22 protein-coding genes and 2 pseudogenes are annotated in these 22101 nt (G+C 42.8%); 16 read left to right on the top strand and 8 right to left on the bottom strand.

Annotated elements, in window-relative coordinates:
* The first annotated feature begins 29 nt into the window (after window positions 1-29).
* The 5 genes from CEX98_RS04470 (at window position 30) to CEX98_RS04450 (ending at window position 3625) form a co-directional block, all read left to right on the top strand.
* On the top strand, window positions 30-440 hold the full coding sequence (locus CEX98_RS04470) for a nucleotide triphosphate diphosphatase NUDT15 (protein ID WP_099640919.1): 411 nt from the start codon (window positions 30-32) through the stop codon (window positions 438-440).
* Between the two features lie 20 nt (window positions 441-460).
* Window positions 461-901, top strand: coding sequence for a DUF2214 family protein (locus tag CEX98_RS04465; RefSeq protein WP_099640918.1), 441 nt, complete (start codon window positions 461-463; stop codon window positions 899-901).
* The gene (locus CEX98_RS04460; protein ID WP_099640917.1) at window positions 898-1314 is read left to right on the top strand and encodes a VOC family protein; all 417 of its coding nucleotides are present in this window, start codon (window positions 898-900) and stop codon (window positions 1312-1314) included. Before CEX98_RS04465 ends, CEX98_RS04460 begins: the two co-directional genes overlap by 4 nt.
* Window positions 1311-1970, top strand: coding sequence for a YoaK family protein (locus CEX98_RS04455; RefSeq protein ID WP_099640916.1), 660 nt, complete (start codon window positions 1311-1313; stop codon window positions 1968-1970). The genes CEX98_RS04460 and CEX98_RS04455 overlap by 4 nt, the downstream gene beginning before the upstream one ends.
* A gap of 518 nt (window positions 1971-2488) precedes the next feature.
* On the top strand, window positions 2489-3625 hold the full coding sequence (locus CEX98_RS04450; RefSeq protein WP_099640915.1) for an MFS transporter: 1137 nt from the start codon (window positions 2489-2491) through the stop codon (window positions 3623-3625).
* A gap of 90 nt (window positions 3626-3715) precedes the next feature.
* On the opposite strand, the gene CEX98_RS04445 is transcribed toward CEX98_RS04450, so the two are convergent.
* From CEX98_RS04445 to CEX98_RS04435, 3 genes are read right to left on the bottom strand one after another with little or no spacing between them, the layout of a single operon-like run.
* Complete coding sequence (locus CEX98_RS04445; RefSeq protein WP_099640914.1) at window positions 3716-4522, bottom strand: heme ABC transporter ATP-binding protein; 807 nt, start codon at window positions 4520-4522, stop codon at window positions 3716-3718.
* A gap of 1 nt (window position 4523) precedes the next feature.
* Window positions 4524-5579, bottom strand: a complete 1056-nt coding sequence (locus CEX98_RS04440) for a FecCD family ABC transporter permease (RefSeq protein WP_099640913.1) — start codon at window positions 5577-5579, stop codon at window positions 4524-4526.
* Window positions 5579-6496 carry a heme/hemin ABC transporter substrate-binding protein gene (locus tag CEX98_RS04435; RefSeq protein WP_099640912.1) on the bottom strand — a complete coding sequence of 306 codons (918 nt, stop codon included), beginning with the start codon at window positions 6494-6496 and terminating at the stop codon, window positions 5579-5581. The genes CEX98_RS04440 and CEX98_RS04435 overlap by 1 nt, the downstream gene beginning before the upstream one ends.
* A gap of 81 nt (window positions 6497-6577) precedes the next feature.
* On the opposite strand from CEX98_RS04435, the gene CEX98_RS04430 reads away from it, so the two are divergent.
* The 8 genes from CEX98_RS04430 (at window position 6578) to CEX98_RS04395 (ending at window position 15979) form a co-directional block, all read left to right on the top strand.
* Complete coding sequence (locus CEX98_RS04430; protein ID WP_242441622.1) at window positions 6578-7309, top strand: energy transducer TonB; 732 nt, start codon at window positions 6578-6580, stop codon at window positions 7307-7309.
* A 14-nt stretch (window positions 7310-7323) separates the two neighbouring features.
* Window positions 7324-7827: a MotA/TolQ/ExbB proton channel family protein gene (locus CEX98_RS04425; protein WP_099640910.1), complete on the top strand. Its 504-nt coding sequence runs from the start codon at window positions 7324-7326 to the stop codon at window positions 7825-7827.
* Window positions 7820-8227 (top strand): biopolymer transporter ExbD, encoded by a 408-nt coding sequence (locus CEX98_RS04420; RefSeq protein ID WP_099640909.1) that lies wholly within the window; start codon window positions 7820-7822, stop codon window positions 8225-8227. Before CEX98_RS04425 ends, CEX98_RS04420 begins: the two co-directional genes overlap by 8 nt.
* Window positions 8228-8390: 163 nt before the next feature.
* Complete coding sequence (locus tag CEX98_RS04415) at window positions 8391-10508, top strand: TonB-dependent receptor domain-containing protein (protein WP_099640908.1); 2118 nt, start codon at window positions 8391-8393, stop codon at window positions 10506-10508.
* A gap of 9 nt (window positions 10509-10517) precedes the next feature.
* Window positions 10518-11585, top strand: coding sequence for a ChuX/HutX family heme-like substrate-binding protein (locus CEX98_RS04410; protein WP_099640907.1), 1068 nt, complete (start codon window positions 10518-10520; stop codon window positions 11583-11585).
* A 77-nt stretch (window positions 11586-11662) separates the two neighbouring features.
* Window positions 11663-12115, top strand: coding sequence for an NUDIX hydrolase (locus CEX98_RS04405; protein ID WP_099640906.1), 453 nt, complete (start codon window positions 11663-11665; stop codon window positions 12113-12115).
* 468 nt (window positions 12116-12583) lie between these two features.
* Entirely contained in the window at window positions 12584-14695 is a 2112-nt protein-coding gene (locus tag CEX98_RS04400; RefSeq protein WP_099640905.1) for a TonB-dependent siderophore receptor, read from the top strand.
* A 117-nt stretch (window positions 14696-14812) separates the two neighbouring features.
* A complete protein-coding gene (locus tag CEX98_RS04395; RefSeq protein WP_099640904.1) occupies window positions 14813-15979 on the top strand; it encodes a DUF1624 domain-containing protein in 1167 nt (388 codons plus the stop codon).
* 177 nt (window positions 15980-16156) lie between these two features.
* Here the strand turns inward: CEX98_RS04395 and CEX98_RS04390 are convergent, their stop codons facing one another.
* Together CEX98_RS04390 and CEX98_RS04385 are read right to left on the bottom strand one after the other, a co-directional pair.
* On the bottom strand, window positions 16157-17011 hold the full coding sequence (locus CEX98_RS04390) for a hypothetical protein (RefSeq protein ID WP_099640903.1): 855 nt from the start codon (window positions 17009-17011) through the stop codon (window positions 16157-16159).
* A 92-nt stretch (window positions 17012-17103) separates the two neighbouring features.
* A complete protein-coding gene (locus CEX98_RS04385) occupies window positions 17104-17862 on the bottom strand; it encodes a restriction endonuclease (RefSeq protein ID WP_099640902.1) in 759 nt (252 codons plus the stop codon).
* Between the two features lie 603 nt (window positions 17863-18465).
* Between CEX98_RS04385 and CEX98_RS23205 the strand changes: the two are divergent.
* Window positions 18466-18762 (top strand): annotated as a pseudogene (locus CEX98_RS23205) (transposase); the annotation flags it as partial.
* Window positions 18763-18985: 223 nt separating this feature from the next.
* Here CEX98_RS23205 and CEX98_RS04380 read toward each other — a convergent pair.
* Entirely contained in the window at window positions 18986-19603 is a 618-nt protein-coding gene (locus tag CEX98_RS04380; protein WP_099640901.1) for a chitinase N-terminal domain-containing protein, read from the bottom strand.
* A gap of 199 nt (window positions 19604-19802) precedes the next feature.
* Here CEX98_RS04380 and CEX98_RS23200 point away from each other — a divergent pair.
* Window positions 19803-19937: pseudogene (locus CEX98_RS23200) on the top strand (transposase); the annotation flags it as partial.
* A 174-nt stretch (window positions 19938-20111) separates the two neighbouring features.
* On the opposite strand, the gene CEX98_RS04370 reads toward CEX98_RS23200, so the two are convergent.
* Window positions 20112-20528, bottom strand: coding sequence for a GFA family protein (locus CEX98_RS04370; protein ID WP_099640900.1), 417 nt, complete (start codon window positions 20526-20528; stop codon window positions 20112-20114).
* A 400-nt stretch (window positions 20529-20928) separates the two neighbouring features.
* On the opposite strand from CEX98_RS04370, the gene CEX98_RS04365 reads away from it, so the two are divergent.
* On the top strand, window positions 20929-21510 hold the full coding sequence (locus CEX98_RS04365) for a TetR/AcrR family transcriptional regulator (protein ID WP_099640899.1): 582 nt from the start codon (window positions 20929-20931) through the stop codon (window positions 21508-21510).
* A 79-nt stretch (window positions 21511-21589) separates the two neighbouring features.
* On the opposite strand, the gene CEX98_RS23040 is transcribed toward CEX98_RS04365, so the two are convergent.
* Window positions 21590-22000, bottom strand: coding sequence for an LIC_13387 family protein (locus CEX98_RS23040; RefSeq protein ID WP_197707193.1), 411 nt, complete (start codon window positions 21998-22000; stop codon window positions 21590-21592).
* Between the last annotated feature and the right edge of the window lie 101 nt (window positions 22001-22101).

Genomic DNA, 22101 nt, shown 5'->3' with positions numbered 1-22101 from the left:
TAGTCAATAAGTAATGGTAAGGAAAAGTGATGGAGCAAGTCGTACGCGTCGGGGTTGGCGTGGTCATAATGCACCAAAATAAAATTCTACTTGGCGAACGCATTGGCGCTCATGGCGCACATACTTGGGCAACCCCAGGTGGCCATTTAGAGTATGGAGAAGAGATTGAAGCATGCGCAATAAGAGAAGTGCGTGAAGAAACAGGACTTCATGTTGTAAACGTTGAAAAGCTTGGTTTTACTAATGATTATTTTGCCGATGAACAGAAACATTATGTCACTTTGTTTGTCATGCCAACGTGCGATAATCATGATGCACAAGTTAAAGAGCCAAATAAATGCAAACAATGGCAGTGGTTTTCGCAGGATGAATTGCCGCAGCCTCTGTTTTTGCCTTTGGTGAACTTTTTAGAAGAAAACAGCACATTTTATCAAAACTAAAATAGCAATAGGGACACAGCATGGAAGAGATAGTCGTTAGGTATATTCATTTTATCGGTATTTTATTTTTGGCATCGACGCTCGCGATTGAAAACGTGCTACTCTCCAAATCAATGAGTAATCAGGGGATTAAGCGATTAGCAGTAATCGATGGCTTGTATGGTGTCAGTGCGCTTGTAACACTTGGCGCGGGGTTAACGTTGTGGCTTGTAGTTGGTAAACCCAGTGAATTTTATACTAAAAATCCGATTTTCCATGCCAAAGTTGGACTGTTTTTGTTAGTGGGTTTATTGTCTATCATACCTACTGTGTTTTTACTGAAGCACCGTAATACAACCGCAGCTAATTTGTCTGTGCCCCAGCGTATTATCGTTATTAAAAGAGTAGAAATGCTGTTGCTTTTAGTTTTACCGCTACTTGCTACGCTCATTGCAAGAGGCTATGGATTGTCGTCATCATGAAACAAAATATCGTCAATATTGCGCTCGTCGTTAAAGACTACGATGAAGCCATCGACTTCTACGTCAATAAACTAGGTTTTGATCTAATCGAGGATACCTATCAACCCGAGCAAGATAAACGCTGGGTGGTGGTGGCACCGCCTAATTCACATGGTACGGCGTTACTACTTGCCAGAGCTTCTACACCAGAGCAGCAGAAGTTTATTGGTGATCAAGCTGGGGGGCGGGTATTTTTATTTTTAAATACCGCTGACTTCTGGCGTGATTATGAGCGTATGAAGTCTATTGGCATTCAGTTTGTCCGCGAGCCGCAAGAGCAAGATTATGGCACGGTTGCTGTATTTGAAGATCTCTATGGCAACCGCTGGGACTTACTGCAACTAAACCCAGATCATCCCTTGGCAAAGAGATGATCTCAAAGTTACCAAAATGGGTTGAGGTCGGCGCCTTTATATTGGCGCTCGTCGCAGGGTTTGTGAATGCAATTGGCCTACTTAGCTTCGAGCACCAATCTGTTTCTCATTTATCCGGCACTGCGACTATGTTTGGAACCAGCTTTTTAGGTGGCAACCTCAAAGAAACCCTGCACTTATTTGGTGTGTTAATTGCGTTCTTGCTTGGCTCTGCACTTGCTGGCTTTTTGCTGCATGGCACCACATTAACCCTTGGCAAGCATTACGATACCGCGCTGATACTTGAAGCTATTTTGCTTACTGTATCTCTCGTATTACTGATACAAGGCTCATTTTACGGCCACTTTTTTGCTTCCGCAGCTTGTGGACTACAAAACGCATTGGCTACTACCTATAGTGGGGCTGTCGTGAGGACAACCCATGTAACTGGAATTGTTACCGACTTGGGACTAATGATTGGGGCTTTGTTTAGAGGCGAGCCTTTGGATACCAGAAAAGCAAAACTGTTTGTGTTGATCATCTCGGGGTTTGTGGCTGGTGGTGTGTTGGGCGCTTGGCTTTATAATAAGTTTTACTTTCAGGCGCTGTGGTTGCCCATAACCATCTGTTTGCTGATTGCAGGTGTTTACCGCTTTGCGCTTAGGGACAGGAGATAGTAAGTGGTTGTGTTGATATATCTTGGTTTGGATTATTGACTACTTAATCGACATCGTATAAATTGGCGCGCGATTTTAATTTGGATCTTTCCACGATGTTTTACATCCTATATAAGAATTTTGTCAGAAGGCTTAGCTCCGCGCATTAACACGATGAAGTGTTGCTCGGAGCTTACTTTCTAAACCTTCATCAGAGACATTGGCGACTACCTGAATAAAGGTGGGCAGCGTTAGTGTATCTGATGATTGGAAAGACGAAGCCGCGATGATACTTCATCGCCGGCTTTTTTGTGCCTGAAATACAGGGGCACAAGTTTTCAAATTTTTTGAAACGGGAGGTCGGCATCACAGCCGAACTCCCGTTTTTTATGGATGTAATTTAATGAACTTGATTTTAAAAGGCCTGATAATGTCAGGCAGTAACCTAAACAAAGACCAACTTAATATTGGCTTTACTTCTTTTGCTTTGCTCATTATTAGCAAGGTAAGCGTTTGCTGCGCAGAAAAGGGGTAAAGAGATGTTATTGACTTTATTACTCGCCTTTATTGCGTTTTTAGTCGGGGCCGATGAGCTGATGCTTGGGCCTATTCTTGAGCCTATTGGACTCGAATTAGGTGTAAAGCCTGAGCGAGTTACACTGTTTATTACCACTTACAGCGTAGCCCTAGCGATTGTGGCTCCCTTATTTGGGGCGCTCTCAGATAAAGCGGGGCGCCGAGCTATCATCTTGCCTGCAATCGTGGTTTTTGGTGGGGCTTCCATCGCGACAGGGCTTGTCACTTCATTTGAATGGGGCTTAGTTGCTCGTGTGATCACAGGTATTGCCAGTGCTGGCATGTTACCTATTGCGTTCGCCATCGCGGCGACCTCTGGTGGAGATGCGCTCAAACGGATCGGTTGGGTGCAAGCTGGTTTAACTCTTGGCATGATCTCAAGCCCTGCGTTTGGCGCGTTTTTAACGCATTTAATGTCGTGGCGAGCCGCTTTTGTTGCACTGGGGATCGCCACTTGGGTTGTTGCGTTATTACTGACTGTAAACCATCGCGCCATCCCAAATGACAAAGTGGTTGAAGGCACCAAAATACCAGTCAAACTGTGGCAAATACCAGGTGTTGTTGGTGCGCTACTTACCATGTTTATTGGGTTAGGTGGTGGTATTGGCTTGTTCAATTTGATTGGTCAGCACTTAAGAGATACACAAGCGCTGTCAGTGTGGTTTATTGGTGTACTGTATGCCTTATTAGGCTTAGTGAGTGTTGTCGGAAACCTGATGATGCCAAAGCTTGCAACCCACTTTGAAAGTGGGCGACAGGTCATGCGTGCTTCGTTGGTAGTTTGTCTAATTGCTAGTAGTGGCATTTATTGGTATCAAGGTGTCTCTCTCATACCTTTGTACTTTTTGATGACTCTTTGGGCATTGGCTGGCGGCGTTGGTTCACCGGCATTACAGGCATATATTTCAGCGCTTTCGCCTGCACATCGCGGTGTGCTCATCTCACTGGCTATGAGCATGATGCACATGGGCGTAGCGAGCTGGTCTGCCGTCGCAGGCTTTGCTTATAGCCTTGGTGTGACTGCGATGACGCTGCTTGCTATTACTTTGTTTAGTCTTGCTATTTTGTGTTTGCGCCCCGTAAAAGGCGCATCAATTTAGGAAAACTACTTAGTTTTGGCTTCAAAGCAATGAACTGAGTTAATCGGTTTATTAAACAGGCTGGTGTATGCCAGCCTGTTTTCGCGCTGGTTATTTTTCTGCCGAAAGTCCAAATGCCTTTGCTACTCCAAGCATGGGTAAAAACGTGTCTGAAAGCGTGATCTCAGCTTCAATTCCGTAAGTACGATGTAGCTGCGTATGACTAAGTACTTCCTCTGGGGATCCGGTGGCAACCAATTCGCCCTGTTGCAGTAGATATACTTTATCGGCAAAACTTGCGGCAAGGGCAAGATCATGAACTACCGCAACTACGCCCGCCCCCTGTTTGGCTATCTGCTGAGCTAGCTTCATGACCTGATACTGATGATATAAATCCAAGCTTGCAGTAGGCTCATCAATCATAAGGTAACAGGGCTTGTTAGCATCTAAGGTAGGTAGCAGCTGGCAAAGTACCCGTGCAAACTGAACCCTTTGTTTTTCTCCTCCTGATAGCTGAGTAAAGCAGCGCGCCGCCAAATGATCGACCGATAAAGTCCGCATCGCTTGCTGCGAATATGCGCGAAGCGAGTCTGGCGTACAATTATGTTGATGTACATAGTGCGACATATCCACTATCTCTTGCACGCTAAACGGGAATTCACAATCATATTGCTGCGTGAGTACAGCGCGGATATGGGAAAGGTCTAGAGCGTTTAAGTCTTGCACTCGTTGTTGATGATAGGTGACATCGCCCTGTGTTAGCGAAATATCTCCACACAGCGCTTTGAGAAGCGTAGACTTTCCAGCGCCGTTGGGGCCAAGGACAACGGCAAATTCTCCAGTGCTAATTGAAAAGTTTATTTCGTTAAGTAGCAACTTTCGGCCCACTTGAACACTAATATTATTCGCTTCTAGCATGCTAAAGCTCCTTTATACGGTACGTTTTCACCAGCATGATCAGGAAAAAAGGGCCACCTAATGCACTAGTAATAAGACCTATCGGTAATTCTGATGGGAGAATAAGTGTGCGAGCGAGTAAGTCTGCCAAACACAGTAAAATTGCCCCACCTAACATTGAAGCAGGTAACAAATAGCGGTGATCTGGACCGATTAATAAGCGCACTATATGGGGAACAATAAAACCAACGAAACCAATAATACCAGTCAGCGCAACGGCTGCACCGGTGCATAATGCGGTATAAACAAATATCTTCTTTTTTAAACCTACGACATCGACCCCGAGATGTTTAGCTTGTTGCTCGCCTAGTAAATAGAGGTTGAGCGGTTGCGCTAGACGGCTGAAACCAAAGCAGCATGCCAGCATTAAACCCAGTGAAGGGATAATAACCGTGAAACTATTGCCTGCCAGTGACCCCATACTCCAAAAAGTTAAGTCTCGTAACTGTTGATCTGAGCTGACTAACGTCAGTATTCCGATGACCGCTCCGACAATGGCGTTGACTGCGATACCCCCTAACAATAAACTGACAATCGTGAAGCGGTTGCCATGGCTGGATAAACGGTAGATTAAACTGCATACACCAAGACAGCCCAGAAAAGCGCCGATTGGCACCGCATAAATTCCATAATAATCAGCAAATCCACTCAGTAATGTAGAGCCTAATACGATGGTGCTAATTGCCCCAAGAGCGGCACCACTTGAAATTCCTATTAACCCAGGATCTGCCAGTGGGTTTCTAAAGATCGCCTGCATTGCGGCTCCACATGCACCAAGTCCAGCACCAACCACAATTGCCAGCACTAATCTTGGTAATCTAATTTGCCAGATCACCGCATGTTCTAAGTTACTCGATTGGCCTGCAAAGAGAATATCCATCAGACGACTGTAGCTAATGCTCACTCCGCCGATACTAAGGCCAATAAAACTAACGAGGATGCAGCCAATAATCAGTCCCAACAACATCCATTTTCTGGCAACTTCTGCGGGAATTAAAGATTGCTCGAGTGCTAGCATCACAGCGGCTCACTTTCTGATGCAGACTGCGCTGCTCTGAATCGGTAACCCTTTGGCAGTGTGGCGTCTGGGTGGAGTAAGGTAGCCAGCTCAACTACGGCTTGCGGTGTGCGTGGGCCCATGCCAAGCAGATACGTCCCATCGATGAGTAAAACCCGATTGCTTTTAACGGCATTTGAGAACTTAAAGTGAGGAACTTGGCTTAAGTCCATGGCTTTTTGTTCGCCATGGCGACCCATACTAATGATGACATCAGGATTCATGGCGATGGCCGCCTCGGTGGCGAGGGGCTTCCAGCCGTCAAAGTGCTGTGCCGCAACGTTAATACCGCCAGCTGCATTGATAACCTCATCTGCAGAGTTTCCAGCCCCCGCAACAATTGGTTGGCCACTACGAAGGCTCAAGACAAATAATACCTTAGGTTTGTCGTTTACTTGTTTGAGGACATGAATTAAGGCTTTTCGGTCAGCTTGAATATGGTTGATTAGCGCTTGGCCTTTTTCTTTAACAGCTAGTAATTGGGCAACTTTAGCTATCTTTTCTTCGACGCCAGCGAGATTGTCGTTGTCACTGAAAATATAGGTGGGAAGTCCGGTCTCCTGAAGTTGTATTAATACCTTGTCTGGGCCGGTGTCGGCCTCGCCGAGTAACAAGTCTGGATTCAAGGAAAGGATCCCTTCAACGTTGATTTTTCTAACATAACCTATTTGTGGCTTATGTGTTGCGGCAACTGGAAATACACTAGTACTGTCGACCCCAGCAATACGTTTCTCCTCACCAAGCGCATAAATAATCTCGGTAATAGAACCACCAGAAACGACGATATTTTTGGCTTCTTGATTTGCATAAGCGGGCTTTATGGCCGAAGCGAGTAGTAGCAAACTAGAGGTGAGTAGTGCAGTAATTTGAGCTTTCATTACAAATCCAAACTTGTTAGTATTTATTGCGAATAATAACAGTTATCATTTGTCTTTATCAATATGAAATTAATAATCTGTATGATCATCTCTGCTTTGCTGCATGGCTTGTGGTGGTTATTTCCTGCAAGCTCTGCGCTGGTTTGGCACTCAGGCGTTGTTGCAAATGAAGTGAGTAAAGTCACCAAACCACTCATGATTTCGTTTGCGGCACAACCCTACCAGCAGGAGCCGGCTCCAAAAGTGGTAGCAGAGCAAACGCCATCTGATTTTAATGGCACCACGCACTTGATTGAAAAACTGCAAAAGCAAAAGCAAGAGCAGGAAACCAAACCCGCGCCTAAACCTAAGCAACAGAGCACTGAACGGCCACCACCTAAAAAACTCAACAAAGCTATAGTGACAGAGAATAAAAAGCAACCAGAGGCGTCAGAACCAACCCCAAAACGAGAAGATGTTTCGCAGCAAGAGTCAACACAAATGGCCTCAGCGAGGCATCTCAGTGAAGCAAATAGTACCGATGACTCTCCTATTAAATTAGGTGCTTTACCTTTATTTAAAGCACCAAGACCTGCGCTTAGTTACCCACTGCGTGCCAAGCGAAGAGGGCTTGAAGGAGTCACCATTTTTGAGATTGAACTGAATAAAAAAGGTGAAATCGTTAGCTTAACTTTGCTTAGAAGCAGCGGTCACCGTGCTTTGGACATTGCTGCGCGCAAAAACCTTGAGCAATGGCAGTTTCATCCAGTTATCCAAAACGGTAATGCTGTAAAGGCCTTGTTTACCGTGCCTATTAAGTTTTCCTTATCATAGAGAGTATTACTACGATGCAGTCTTGGTTTTCACAACTTGGCCCAATGCAATGGCCATTTTTATGTTTGTCGATTATTGCGCTTGCGGTGATCATCGAGCGTCTTTGGGTGCTTAGCCGCGCTTGGTTCACCGTTCTTGAAATAAAACGTAAATCTCGCTTTTTTAGTAGCAAAGAAAGCGGCGCATTACGGTTACAGCGGTATGTTTTTGAATGGCGCAAGCGGTTAGTGATCTTAAGCATCATCGGCACGTTAAGCCCACTAATGGGGCTTTTTGGCACAGTGTGGGGATTAGTATTAATGTTTAGAACCATTGCAGAAACTCAGCAAGCAGTGACACCTGCGTTATTAGCTGATGGATTATGGGAAGCCATGTATTCAACCATGGCGGGGCTGGCGATAGCTATGCCATGTTTACTTATTTATGGGGTTTTGCAAGCGATGGTCGAGCGTTTTCAAAGCGAGCTTGTGCTTTATATGAATACCCAATTTGCCCCAGTGGAGGCGGAGCATGCTTGAGCTACCAGCACCAAAACCTCAGCACCTTGGTGCTGATTTAACCGCATTACTGGACGTACTTTTTATCGTTCTTGTTTTTTTGCTTCTCAGTGTGGCCGTAAAGCTAAACGTCTTGGAGGTGAACCTACCAACAGCGGGAAAAAACGGTGAGGTTGTGCTGGAGCAAACACCTAAGATCGTGAGTGTTATGTTCAATCATGGTCAAATAGCCTATGCCTTGGACGAGCAGCCGTTTAGTGCAGAAAATACACTGATACAAGCGCTTGATCATTTAGACAATTCAGATGTGATCTACATTGCTGTGGATAAACAAGTACCCAGCGAGGCACTGGTGTCACTTTTTGCACAGCTCAGTACACTCAATATTCAAGTAGCAAATTTAATTGTTAAAGGCGAATAAAAATAATTACCATTTAGATTGGTGTGTGTTATATTGCCCAGCGACAATCGCATTTCATCTTGGGGAGCCTGTCTACTAAAGGCCGGCACTATGTTAGAACACTAGGGAAGATCAGGGGCAAAGCTGAAGTGCGTGTATAAATAACGACACTCGGAGTATTCTTATGCGTTTATCTAAATTAACTCTTTTTATCGCGCTTGCCACTTCTGCCACCTGGGTACAAGCCGCCTCTTCTTCAAATAACGATGGCTCTCAGTCGACAGTAGTAAAAACCGACTTGGATGCAGTGACTGTAACGGCAACGCGTACCGCAAAAACCGCATTGCAATCATCACAAGCAGTGAATGTTATTTCTGCTGAACAAATTGAACGCAAATTAGATAGCAGTGTTTTTGATACCTTAGATACCATTCCTAATGTTTCTGCCAATGGTGGGCCAAGATCGACAGGACATAAGTTCAATATTCGCGGCTTTAGTGATGCAGAAGACGTGATGGTAACAATTGATGGCATGCTACAAACCTTTGAAAAATATCGCATGGGTAGCTTGTTTACCGACCCCGAGTTATATCGTTCAATAAGCATTAAACGAGGCACGAGCACCGTACTGCATGGCGGTGGTGCACTTGGTGGTGTTGTTCAGTTTGAGCTAAAAGACGCCGCTGACTTTTTACAGGGTGATGAAGTCGCAGGTGCTAAAATTAAACTCGGTTATGACAGCAACAATGCTCAGAAGAATGCCTCGGTGATCGCTTTTGCAAGGCCGAATGATTCGCTCGACTTGCTTGCGGGCGTTGTAAAGCGTGACAGTGATGATTGGGAGCTTTCTAACGATGAAACTTTAGACAATTCGGCAATCGAAAACAGCTCTGTTCTGTTAAAAGGGGAATATTTTTTAAGTGATGATGCCATTGTGGGGGCAAGCTACACCGAAACCACAGATAACCAGCGAACTGAGTTCAATACAACTGATCCTGGCGCATGGGGTACTGTGTATCGAGAAGTGGAGCAGTCCGTTACTAATCTGAGTTATGAACTCAACCCTGCGAATAATCCCTATCTGAACCTCAGCGCTAAGGCCGGTTATACCAGCAGCCAAGTGACCGAATCTGACGGTGTCGGTATGCTTGAGGATTACATAGGTATTGAATCTAACTATGAGTACAACATTACGACACTGGATGTAATGAATACCAGCGTATTGGACTCACATACTTTGACCTACGGTGTGCAATATACCGACAAAGAGCGCATTGGTGAAAAGACAGCATTACCTTGCTTACAACTTAACTATGAGACCTATGCTTGTGAGCAATACGGCTCGACTCCAACCACCGCTGAGATGACATCCCAACCGGGTGGTACACAAAAGCGCTCCGGTGTGTATATCCAAGATGAATTTACTTGGCAGCAACTCACTGTGATTGCAGGGGTTCGCTATGAACGCTATAGCACTGCGCCAACGGCCAAATTTCAACAGGCGTTTGCATCATTAGATAGTAAAGTGACACACAGTGATTGGGCGGGTGCCTTGAGTGTGAACTATCAACTGACGCCACAGTGGGCCGTGTTTGCAAATCGCCAAGAAGGTTTCCGTGCACCACTCATTGACGAGCTATACGATCAATACGGTGGCAGACAACCAGGGTTAGCGTTAGATGTTGAATATAGTAATAACACCGAAGTTGGCGTGACTTATCAGGCAAACAACATACTCACTGACAATGACACATTAACTGCGCGTTTTATCTACTTTGATATCTCGGTAGACGATGAAATCACGTCAGTCACAAGTAATGTGACCAATCCCGTACCAGCACCGCGTTATGCGAATCGCGCTAGTAACGATAGAGATGGCATTGAGCTAGAAGTGAACTTTGCAACGCCACGTTTTTACAGCAACTTTTCTTACAGTGACGTAGACGGCAAAGATCAAGACAACAAGCCGCTATGGTATTTACCTGCAGATAAAATGGCATTGGATTTAGGCGCCTCGTTATTTGACCAAGCTGTTCAGGTTGGTGCGCAAATAGTAAGGCGTGGTGACCGCGATGTACAGGTGATGGACCGCGCAACAAGGCAATACTCAACGCAAACACAAAAAAGCTACACCCTGACCGACTTATACGCGAGTTGGGATATCAATGCTGCCTTTAATCTAAGAGTTGCCGTCGATAATGTCTTTAACAAAGAGTACAAACTGATGGCTGGTACTGGTGGTGGAATAGGCGATTACGGTTTTGGTCGCAACATTAAAACTCAGATCAGCTGGCGTTTTTAAGGAGAGATCATGAAGCAATTAATTCAAGACTATAAAACCTTGTTAGCAGGCGAGCCACGGCTGCGTCCCGTTGACGTAGCAATGCAACTGGGGGTGAGTGAAGCCGAATTATTGCATGCTCAACTGGAAGAAGGGGTCACAGCCACGGTAACGCGCTTAGACGAAACGCAGCTTGCCGATATCCTCAAGAGCCTGAAAAAGCTCGGTAAAGTGATGGCGTTGACGCGTAACGGCAGCGTGGTCAATGAAATTAAAGGGTTATACGAAAAGCTCTATGTTTCAGACAATAATGGCAAGCTAAGTGGTATAGCAATTAATCCCGGTGGTATCGACTTACGGCTATTTTTGTATCGTTGGCAAAGCGTATTTTTAGTTGAAACCGAAAGTCATACGAGCTTGCAGTTTTTTGATGAAAATGGCCGTGCGGTACATAAGGTTTACACCACGACTGAGTCGGACTTTAACGAACTGGTGAATATTAAAGCGCGCTATCAACTAACATCACAGCGCTCGTTTAGTGTTAAGCCATTTGAACTTGTGGAGCCTGTAATTACCTCGCCGAGCGCTGAGCAACTAGATAACTTTAGGAGTCAGTGGAGTGAGCTTGAAGATGTGCATCATTTTCCAAAGCTTTTAGAGACACACAACCTTGAACGCTTGCAGGCCCTTGAGCTTGTTGGCTCACCATGGAGCTTTGAGCTACAGAGCTTTGACCTTGCTGATATTTTTCAACAAGCAAAAACGTTTAAGCAAGAGATTATGGTATTCGTTGGCAACCCCGGTGCGGTACAGATCTTCTCTGGGCAGGTTGAAAGCCTCAAGCAAGTTGGCCCTTGGTTTAACGTGCTAGATCCTGAGTTTAACTTACATATAAAAGCAGACGATCTAACCCGCGCGTTCGTGGTCAGAAAACCCACGGATAACGGCAATACCGTGGTCACCTCTATTGAGTTTTTTGATGCCAATCGTGAAACAGTATTAACGCTATTTGGCCGCCGAATTGAAGGCAAAAAGCAAACCAATGAGTGGCAAGCCCTCTGCGAGAGATTGATCCACAAAGGACAAGCTGCGGCGTAATAGGTTTACCGTGTTAGTAGCAAAGCCCTGCTCACAGGGCTTTTTTATTTTTACTCGCTAGGTACTAGGAAGACATAATGAAAGAAAGGCAATGTGCAAGACTAATTATCGTCAATGAAAAGCAAGAGTTATTGCTATTTCAGTATCACGATGAACATCACCATGAAGCATTCTGGGCAACGCCAGGGGGTGAGTTACAAGACAATGAAACTTACTTAGATGCCGCTGCCAGAGAGCTCTATGAAGAAACAGGGTTGCAGCAAGAGATTGGCCCCTTAGTGGAAGAGCGTGAAGCTATTTATGCGGTTGCTCGCTCCGTTCCTGCGGTATGGCAAGAAAAGTATTATTTGATTCGATGCTCAAGTAACGACGAGGTCTTTGCGGCACGTTGGACTGAAGAAGAAAAAGAAACAATTCAACAATGGCAGTGGTGGAGTCTTAACGCAATGACGCAGGCAAATCCAGCGCAATTTAAGCCAGAGTGGTTGCCAAAACTGCTTCGAGCGCTAACCGATAAAAACCCGGAATAGCTATCTTAATTCGCTTTTTTAAAATGTTTTAACCAAGAGGTGGATTAAAGTATTGGTACTGGTTAAGCCATTACGTGAATAGTTTTAACGTGAACAAATAACGGTGGGTGTCACTGTTACCTTTTCTGTTAACTTTTTTTGTTAATGCTCTAGAGTTCAATCGCCTTAATCTATCCGACTAAATTAACGTATAAAGCCCATGCATAACTGAAGAACAAATATTCACTACGAGTATGAATGTGCAAAACTGCTAGGCACTTATACCGTTAATATCCCTTGTTAATCACATCGATCAGAGCTAATTCAGATAAAAACAGCTCAGCTTCAGTAGCAAACAACCTAAAACAAGAGTGAGCTTTCGGCCAAATACACAAAAAAAGCGTCAATTGACAATTTATCAATTCACAATAATACGTGGTGGTATGTTATAGTGTATCAAAATTTAAATTCCAGAAAATTGAGATACCAGTGAACAAAAAATTACTACTCTCCCTCATTTTGGTGGCTAATGGCACTACTGCGCAAGAATCAGCTTCAAATCATAGCCTAAGCGGTGAAATCGAACGTATAGAGATTAAACAATTTTGGCAGCCCTATCGCGGTAATGTACCTTTAGTTCAAACGCCTCAAGCAGTCGATACCATTAGTTCAGAACTGCTTGAAAGTGAAAGTATTACTCGCTTTATGGAAGCGTTAGAACTCACACCGAGTGTTGTTAGGCAAAATAACTCTGGAGGCATGTTTGATAGCTTTGCTATTCGTGGTTTCTCGGGGGATGAAAATAATCCATCAGGTTATCTTGTCAATGGCTTTAATTCTCGAGGTTACAACGGCAATAGAAGTACAGCCAATATCGAAAGTATTGAAGTCATGAAAGGCCCCGGCTCTGCATTGTATGGGCAAGGGGAGCCCGGTGGTACTATCAATATCATTACCAAAAAGCCTCAGTTCGAAGAGCAGGGTTATATTCAAGCAACGTTTGGTAATTACAGTAAAAAACAGTTTGAATTTGATTACACAAACTCAGTGACCAAAGAAGCTGCCTATCGACTAAATGGCGCATATGAAAACTCAGACACACACAGGGATCATATTTCAATCGACAGCTTGCACTTATCGCCGTCAATACTGTGGAATATTTCTGATGACACGAGTCTGAGCTATGAAATGGAAGTACTCAATCAGAAAAAGCCGTTGGATAGAGGTGTGTATATTCTACATAATGACTTTGATGACGTTAACACGGACGCTTTTTACGGTGATATTCGTGATGGAGCGCACCAAGTTGAAGCCTTAGGTCATCAGTTAGTGTTAAATCATAAGATAAGCGATGATTGGCACATACTCACCGGGTTTGCTTATCGAGATTCTTCATTTGAAGGTGTATCTTCAGATACCGAATTGTCAGATGGTCGACAGCTGATATACACCGACGCGAGCCTACTTTCTCGTCAAAGACGTGCTCGTGACTATCAAGCTTTGGATGTTTCTGCGCGTATCGAACTTAGTGGTGAAATTGAATTTGGCAGTGTAAAGCACAACCTTCTAGTGGGCGCTGATCACTATAACTTTGATATTGATACAGACTATAAAGTATGGCGTACGGCATGGGGGTCGGGTGATACCACCTATAGCATTAGCCCAAAGAACCCTGACTACACGCAAACACAACCAGAGCCTGTATTAAAAACTTTGACCGAAGAAAGCCAAAAAGGCCTAGGTATTTATGCTCAAAACTTGTTCGAACTGACCGAAAACTCGAAAGTATTAGTGGGTGTCCGTGTTGATAAATTTGAGCAAGACATTCTTAACCTTCGTAGTGATGAAGTGCAAAGCCAAGAGCAAACTGAGTTTACGCCACGCTTGGGTTTTATTTATAACGCGAATGATAAAGTTAATCTGTATACAAGTTACGCAGAAGGATTTAGACCAAACCCAGGTTTAGATTCTAATCGAAATGCGTTTGAACCAGAGGAAACTAAATCCTTTGAAATCGGCGCTAAATGGCAAGGTATTGCGGATCGTTTCTCGGGTAGCATCGCACTTTTTGATGCGCAAAAAACCAATATGCTTACCGCTGAACCTGATACAGGCTTATCGGCTACCTTGGGCGAAGTTGAAAGCCAAGGTATTGAATTTCAATTAACGACTGAGTTAACCGACGATACTGTACTCGCGCTTGCTTATACTTATACCGACGCAAGAACAGCAAATGATGTGATTAATGCAGACTGGGGTGTGCCTATTCCCAAGGGCTCACGTTTGATCAATATTGCAGATCATATTGGTCATGTTTCACTGAAGCATTACACCACTTTTTTAGGAAAAGAATCTTATCTTGGGGCAACTGTGAATTATGTGGGTGATCGTCTAGGCGAAACAACAGACGCAAACTTCATTTTGCCATCCTATACGCTAGTTAATTTATCGGCCTCGGTTGAATTAAATGACAAGGTAAGTGTGAAACTGGACATCAACAACCTGTTTGATAAGACCTATTTTGAAAACTCCTATCACAAACTATGGACCATGCCGGGATCACCTACAACATACAGCGCAAGTGTGAAGTATCAGTTTTGATCCCTAATTCGAGCGTAAAGTCTTAGCATATTCTAAGTCATCTGCTTGTCGAGAGAGTAACAGTCTGAGTCATTTTACTTGGACTGTTTTTTCGTTTTTAACACGAGAAAGAGTGTAATGAATAATCTTCAAAACAGTAAAACACGGTTGTCTTCTATCGATATACTGCGTGGCATCGTGATGTTATTTATGCTGGTTGACCATGTGAGAGAGCGTTTTTTCTTGCATGTACCAGTTCTTGATCCCATGGACATTTATACCACGAGTCCAGATCTGTATTTTACCCGGTTAAGTGCCCATTTTTGTGCGCCCATTTTTGTCTTTTTGACAGGTTTATCAGCTTGGTTGTATGAAAACCCCGCAAGCGGTGCGAAGCGGTCGGCCCAATCATTTCTTTTAAAGCGTGGTCTATTTTTAATTTTACTTGAAATGACACTGGTTAATTTTTCTTGGTTTGGCGCGTATCAAACACTGTACTTGCAAGTTATTTGGGCAATTGGTGTCAGTATGGTGGTATTGGCACTGATGGTCGCTTTACCTCGTAGTGTGATAGCAATATTGGGTGTAAGTATTGTGGCTGGTCATAATTTATTGTCGCCCATCGAGTTTGCACCGAATGAAATAGGCTATACCGTTTGGACGATTCTGCATGACCGAGGTTATTTAGTAACAGATGCTGTTGTTAACGTAAAAGCGTCTTATCCGGTTTTACCTTGGATTGGCGTTATCTTGTGCGGCTATGCGGTAGGGCCTTTATTTTCAGGCTCAGTGTCATCGCAAGTACGTAAAACCATTTTATTGCAAAGTGGGACAGCTCTGTTAGCGGGTTTAGTGATCCTAAGAGGATTAAATCTATACGGAGAAACGCTTGATTGGTCTCAACAGGCAACAATACTTCTCACCACAATGGACTTTTTTAACTTTACCAAATATCCACCATCTCTCGACTTTATTTTACTTACCTTGGGAGTTGGTGCATTCGTGTTAGCGTTTTTAGAGACTAATGCGCTCAGAGTATTGGAGCCAGTTCGGGTATTAGGGTCAGCGCCAATGTTTTTCTACATTACGCACCTATACGCGCTACTTGTTCTTAGTATATTGGCACAATGGCTATTTGGTGCGAATCAGCATTATGGTAGCAATCAAACTGCATATTTTGGCTTTTATCATGTTTGGCAGATATGGTTATTCGCAATGTTTTTAAGCGTGCTTTTATACCCATTATGTAAATGGTTTGCAGGTTATAAACGGAAAACACCTGCGCGATGGGTAAAGTATTTTTAAATATCAACATACTTTTTAAGTTGTTGTTTTTAAAATAAACGAAGCTGGTAGCAGATAGAGCCAATAAGCGAATAGCAGACACCCATCATCATATAGATGCGAATTGTGGTGAGTGTCTGTGTTAGCTTTTCTCGGATAAGATCACGGCTTCGCGCGGTCTATCCTTATTTGTTATATTCATGTATCAAACACCTGCTTTTCAATTCCCCTTGTGACAAGTTCGAGTAGTTGCTCGTGTACCTTATGAAAGTTAGCCCAATTTTCATTTGACCATTTTTCTTTAAGAGTAAAATGCTTCCCGTGAGCTAATATGTTACGTAATAGATGCTCATTGTATGAGCTACCTAACTCTGAACCAACACTAGTAACTAGCTTATTAAAATTATTTTTCTCACTTCGGTCTACACATACAAACTCAAGAAGACACTTTAAGCTTTTTTTAATATCCGATTTTCCATTTTTATCGGGTGTCCAATGATGCTCTAGAAACGACCATAGAGCTAACTCTGCAACAAATAACGGAGAATTTCTAATGTCTCTCAAGTAATCAAAAATTGATTTAAAATACTGTTGTTGTTCATGTTTAAGGTCTTGAAGAGCAGCGGTTAGTCTAATTAACCTCTTGAGGTCTGGCTCGCTAACACTTTCAATACGGCAACTTTCACTACTTTGATGAAGATTAGGTGGTTGCTTTGTTGTTATATCCCCTGTTGTACTATTGCGAACGATAAGACCGGGGCTAGAAATTTTGAAATGAAAAAGAGCCTCACCAACTAGCCTAAAACACTCACTATAGTTAAAGCTATCTTCTTGGGATGAAAATGGCGTATTCAGAAATATCCAAAGACTATTGTCATACAAACCATGGTTCCTTTGGAGGAATTCAAAGAATACCTTGCCTTCTTCACCTAGCAAACTCGATCCAGCGATAACATCTTTCCTCTTTAAAACGGAAAAGTCTTCAATGTCTAGGGGGATTAATGAAGTCTCTATAGGCTCGATAACCCAGTAATGTAAAAACTCGAGTTTCAAAGTACCTCCTTGAATATAAGCCTTAAATCAGCTGAAAAGCTTGTTTCGTCTGCTGAATTTTCTTGTTAGGTTTTTCTTTCTGTTTGTGATTGTTAGCTTTGTTTGTAGTCACCCAACCAACCCACCAATACATTATAATCTGCCAGCGTTACGTCCCATTCGCTTGATGCTTCGTGTTCAACAAAGTTTTTGGCACCCTTTGTGAAAGTTGAGCTGGTCACCAAAACTGTTTTGTTTGGACCATCTTTCGTGTTTTTAACACCGTGCAGCGCTCTTACTAAGGCAACTCCAACTTTTTTATTTTCTGCGTAACGCTTACACTCAATGAAATACTTATTTCGTATCCCAAGTGAATCCGTGTGAATTGCAATAATGTCCTTTCCACCATCGGCAGTTCTCTGAGTTAGATCAACTTCGAATCCTTTAGATCGGAATATTTCTGAAACCACTTCCTCAAACTCCCTAGGGGTTATTTCTCTCATTAGCTCTGGACTTGATCTCAGTGCTGCGATGAGTTCCTGAATATTTTCATAAAACAACAGAAGATCTTCAGCACTATAAATCTCTCGAAGATATTCAATGTCGGGTTCTCCTGATGTCTCTGCTCCAGTAGATTTATTAAGAACAAAGTTTAAAAACTCTAGAGGATATTCGGATACCTCGAATTTTAGAGAAATAGGGCTGTTGCACTCGCAGCAATCAAACTCATACGATAATTCGATTATGTTTTCTTCGCCCATCCCCCTTTCAGAGCCACCGATACATTCATTATCGAAATCGCTTATCGGTATAAGATCACTGTCGCCACATTTTTCACATGTGTATTCAATATCTCCACAAAATTGCCACATATGCTCGTAATTCCTATTTGAAGCTAGCACTTAAGTATTTATGCGACACGCAGTTTGTGTTGCATAATCGCTGGTCGGACTGAGCCGTCACCTGCTCGGTGTGTCAGAGCTGGTGTCGTTTATGCTATGGCTTACTTAGAAAAAATAGGCTTTTTGGAGGCTCTCACTTTCCTAGCTAGGGTAATCAGTTTGGCTAGTGTTGTGTAAGCTTTCCCTGCATTGCTCAGCGCTTATTATTTATTCATTACACCTAAATTTGCCTTAATAAGCAATTATATTTTTTAGACGCACAGAGGCCGCTAGCCTGAGCAATTAGGCAGGTTAAAAGCGAATAGCAGACACCCATCATAATATAGATGCGAATTGTTGTGGGTGTCTGTGTTCAACAGATCTATTTTTCCGTTGATGGAACTAACGCTGCTATAAACGGTGGCCGTCCAGTGCTGCAGTTGCATGAGCTTGATAGCCTTATGAGGCTGTTAGACCCTCACTCCTGGCGGCAGAATGTCAAATTTTGGTACATCGTTCGGGAATATTGCCCATGCTGGAGCTGAAGATACGTAGATTGACATTTTGGGGGTGTACTTGTCGAGTTAATTTGGCCACCCATTAAGAAAGAACTGTTATGGTAAAAAGTTTACTGAAAGTGAGTCACTCAGTGAGTCGGAGTAATTGATATTCAAGAAGCTGGTCGATAATTACAGAGAAAGGCTTGCAGATATTAGCTGGTTTATGTACGTACTTAACGAAGTCATCACCCGCGAGTAAAATAAAGAGGGAAGCCGACTTTGGGGAGGGCGATTCAAATCTCAAGTGCTGCTGGACGAGACCGTTCTGGCTGTTTGTCTAGTATGTGTAGACCTAAATCCTATTATAGCCAAAATTATAGAAACGCTTGAGCGCTAAAAATCAGCCTACCGATGAACATTTTTGTCCTCAGTGGTTTAAGCGTTTTGATACTTTCAAGCTAAATTTTTCAACATGAATGTAAATAGTGATGGGGGTTATTGATTTGCGAAGGTTTGAGTAATTTGTTGCTCAAATAATAGTCGGCTCTAAGTGATTTTAGCAAGATGTTGGCCTACTCTCGAATGAGGCCAACATCTAAACTCGCGTTTTCGTATTAGTAAACGGTAACCGAATTTGAGTATGTCCAAAGAGAACACCCTACAGAATTGCATGCTCTAACTCTGTATTGATATCTGTTTGTAGACACATTATTGAAACTAACTGAAGTATCTATATACGCTTTGGGGTTAATCCAATCACCACCGTTGACTTTCGCCTCACGGACATAACTACTCGCACCAGAAACAGCCGACCAAGAAATGTTGATGTCATTACTATTTTGCACGGTAGCTGTCACGTTTTCTGGAGCCTGTGGAGCACCATTAATTACTATCTTGTTAGAATAGGTATAATTTGAACACCCATCATTATTGCACGCTTTTACTCTATATTGGTAACCATCTGCTCTGATATTGTAATAATTAGCAGAAGTTGTTTCATATAATTTTCCATTTTTCCAAGCTAAGTCTGGATTACTCCAATGTTCTGAATCAATTCTAACTTGGCGAATATATCGAAGCGCGCCAGGCACACTTGACCACTGAAGATGAACATCATTACCATTATTGACAGTAGCAAAGACGCTACTAGGCATAGCTGGGGCGGCAGCATATGCTGAAGAGGAAATTACAGCAACGCAAAATAGAGCTGAACCCAAATATTTTTTATACATGATTAAATCCTTTAAATTTATGATATTTCAGTGAAAAGCTAAACTTTCGACTGAGGAAGAAATTATATATAACAGGGACAAGAAAGCCAGCCCTATGGTTGTTTAGATTAAACAAATGTAACTTTCCCATTGCGAACGGTGTTCATAACGTTTGTCCATTACTGTTATTCTGCATTTAAAGGAGTGAGGAAACCACACTATGGAAACTGCCCGTAAAAGACAAATCAGTTTAACCGACATTAAATGCTACCCCTGCACCTTCTGTTGCCTAAGGTGCGCATTTCTATGTGGTGAAGGTAAATTTACTGGAAAGTCATATGAACACCGCCATGATTGAGTTGAAGAAAGGTTACTGATGTTAGGAGCTGTATTTTGCATTGGTGTCTGTATTAGGCTGTGTTCACAACTCTATCTTTCCGTTGATGGAACTAACGCTGCTATAAACGGTGGTCAACTTGTTGGCCGTCCAGTGCTGCAGTTGCATGAGCTTATTAGCCTTATGAGGCTGTTAGATCCTCATTCCTGGCGGGAGAATGTCAAATTTTGGTACATCGTTCGGGAATATTGCCCATGCTGGAGCTGAAGATACGTAGATTGACATTTTGGGGATGTACTTGTTGTCTTTTAATGATGTTGCAGATACCGAATAAAAATTACCTACAGTTATTTCTGCACATAAAACAGTGCTGCAAGTACCACAAAATTGATAATTTACGTCTTTACCAGAATTACCAACACGTGTGTAAGCTAATGGTGCCCCCTTTGTAAATTTGAAATTATCTTTAGGCACCCAAAGACCAAACCATTTGTCTGAGCCTGTAAGGGCTTGGCACGCTTTACAATAGCAAAAAAGTGAATTTATTGGTTTGTTAACAAAGCTAAACTCAATGTCACCGCAACTACAATTTCCAATATGTTTTTCCATGTTACCTCCGAACTGATTGATGCCTAACGTAGTATGAGAAGTTAAATATTCATATTTAACCTGAGCTTCGGATAATTAAAGCCTTCCTAGCAGCCAGTTTTAGCGCTAACTGCGTTGAATTCCCTCCCAATAGCCAGCTATTGGTGCGTAAACTCGCCTTGCCTACAAGGATGTAGGTACCAGTGCGGTAGCAGGACGCGAAAGCCGGTGTTTTTCAAGTTAGTTATCCCCAAAACTCTCTGACTAGATGAAGAAACAATTTAATGTGGCTTTAAAAAAAGTTAGCTCATTTCTTATCTAAACCTCAGGTTATTTAGTTTCTGCCAAAGATGAGGTTTCATCCTAGGGTATTTTTTATATATGATAAAGAACATATATAAACGCATAAAAACTAATACCAATGCCCTATACAAAGGAACACAAAAATTCTACCCGCGAAAGAATCCTTGAGAGTTCCTTCAGGCTATTTGCAATGAAAGGTTTTGAAGGTGTTACGATTGACGGTTTGATGAACAATTGCGGGCTTACCCGAGGTGCTTTTTATGCGCATTTCAAAAGTAAAGCCGAGCTTTACAGTGAAGCATTAAAATTTAGAGCGAGCAGTACTAAACTCGCCAACCTCAAGCCGGAGGGGATATCCAACAAACAGTGGTTGTCTTTGTTGCTAAATGCATATTTAAGCTTGGAGCATGTAAAGGGAGACCGTGCTTTGTCTTGTCCGTTAGCGTTCCTGGCTACAGATATCAATATGCAGGATAAGGCAACAAAAGCAGCTTATGCCGATGTTTATTACGGGATGAATGCAGCAATTATGAATTATGCGAGTAGTTATTGCGACTGTGACGAACAAGATATTTTTTCGGTAACCGCAATGATGATTGGCGCAGTCGCTATAGCTAGAACACTTCAGAGCCAAGATTCGATAGAAAGTTTATTGGCCGCATGCCGACGAGAAGCGGGTTTAAAGTTGGGCGGAATATAATGTCACCTAGGTAAACGGCAGGTGGGATCGGGTCTGTGTAGGCCACATTTTTGGTGCCTGAGCGTATTTGAGCGGTTTGTTATGTGTGGATTAACCATGCCGAGAACAAGAAACAAACTAAAGAAACAAGAAAGCCAACAAACGGAATTTTAAACCAGTATTTTTTTGCCAATATTAAATATGATGCACTTACAACTACGGGTAGCAATGAAAACCAAAGAGAGTTTTCGATAACTTCAAAATTGTTGATAGCCAAAGGAATATAAATAGCTGCAAACAACATAGCTCCCAGGCTGTGGCTAGCATTAAAGCCTATCCAAGCTCGCCAAATTGTTGTTTCTTTCGTAAGCTGTGGCGATGTACGCTTCATAGCTTCGGCTGCGGAAGCATCATAAGGATTAAATTTTTCAGTGGAAAACGTATACACCAAGTGAATAGTGCCCAACACACCGAATAGTGATACACCGATTATTATTAGTATTTGCTCCATGCTCCCTCACTGATTTTACAAATCATATTTTAGTATTTATGCGACACCTAGCCTGTGTAGCATGATCGATCGTTGAACAGAGCTACTCCCCTGAGAATTAA

Origin of the sequence: Pseudoalteromonas piscicida, assembly GCF_002744175.1 — a bacterium.
Lineage (GTDB): Bacteria > Pseudomonadota > Gammaproteobacteria > Enterobacterales > Alteromonadaceae > Pseudoalteromonas > Pseudoalteromonas piscicida_B.
This window is presented reverse-complemented; position numbering and strand designations above follow the sequence as displayed.